Here is a 1,229-nt window from a genome sequence, read left to right as displayed (position 1 = left end):
AGGTGCATATGTCATTTTTGAAGAAGACACTTGCGAGCTTTGGGATCGGCAGCGCTAAGGTAGATTCGATTCTAAATCAGGATGTGCTTTATCCCGGTCAAAGTGTGGATGTTTCTATTCACGTTTATGGTGGCGCGACAGAACAAGCGATCGATAATATCGATATGAAGCTTTGTTGCCGCTACATCGCAGAGGCTCCGGACGACCGTGGTGCGCGAGAAGGGCACAGCATGCGTCGAGTACCGCAAACGCATGTCTTGGCGAAATGGAATCTCCCGTACGCCTTTACGATTCATCCTGGTGAAGAGCGCACCTTCGACGTCAAACTCGACGTGCCTTGGAACACACCAGTGACCATCGGCGATGCAAAAGTCTGGCTAGAAACCGGCTTAGATGTGGCGATGGCGCTTGACCCTACCGACAAAGACATTCTCACCGTTAGACCCGACCCACTTATGGATGCCATATTGTCAGCGTTTGAAGCCCAAGGCTTGCGTATTCGCCAAGTCGAATGTGAAGAGGTAAAAGGTTTCGAACTGCCATTTGTACAAGAGTTTGAAATGGCAGTTCGAAACCTTTTACCTCTCCACATTCGAACTGCCATTTGTACAAGAGTTTGAAATGGTGCCCACTGATGGCCCATATCATGGCGTATGGCGCGAGTTAGAGTTTGTCGCGCATCGTGATGAGCAAAACCTCAAGCTTTGGTTTGAGATTGACCGCACTCGCAGTGGCTCTCGCGGTATGCTTGCCAGCTTGCTTGGCAGTGGAAAACTCAAGCGCGAACTGTGTATTCCGGTGACAACAAACCTGGAAGACGTGGGTGAGCTTGTCCTCAATTACCTCGACCAAACGACCGCGATTCACGAGTCTTAATTTAAGCTTACACGTGTAAGCTTAATGTGCCATACTAGAGCGAATATTCAAAACTCTAGTATAGGCGCATTGATGTCCTCACCGCAGAAACCTCAATACAGTCAAAGTGAAGAGCTCGCCAACACCATCACGCACGGTATTGGGATGATTTTCGGCATTGTCGGGTTAATCCTGTTGTTAATCAAAGCGACAAACCACCAAGCTGACACATTGACCGTGACAAGCATGGCGATCTACGGCTCCAGTATTATTGTGCTGTTTTTAGCCTCAACGCTGTACCACGCGATCCCTCATCCTAAAGCGAAACGCTGGCTGAAAACCTTCGACCATTGCGCTATTTATCTGCTTATTGC

The 1,229-nt window shown here is 48.8% G+C and carries 1 protein-coding gene and 1 pseudogene; both read left to right on the top strand.

What is annotated here, in order from left to right; all coding sequences use genetic code 11:
* Window positions 1–8 precede the first annotated feature (8 nt).
* A pseudogene (locus R7Q48_RS24395) lies at window positions 9–876 on the top strand (sporulation protein).
* 72 nt (window positions 877–948) lie between these two features.
* Window positions 949–1,229: PAQR family membrane homeostasis protein TrhA (trhA, locus tag R7Q48_RS24390; protein WP_318132679.1), on the top strand; the 281-nt coding region annotated here is incomplete at its 3' end.

The sequence above is a fragment of the Vibrio sp. 378 genome (genome assembly GCF_033339435.1).
The sequence above is the reverse complement of the archived record's forward strand: the minus strand, read 5'-3'. Positions and strand labels throughout refer to the sequence as shown.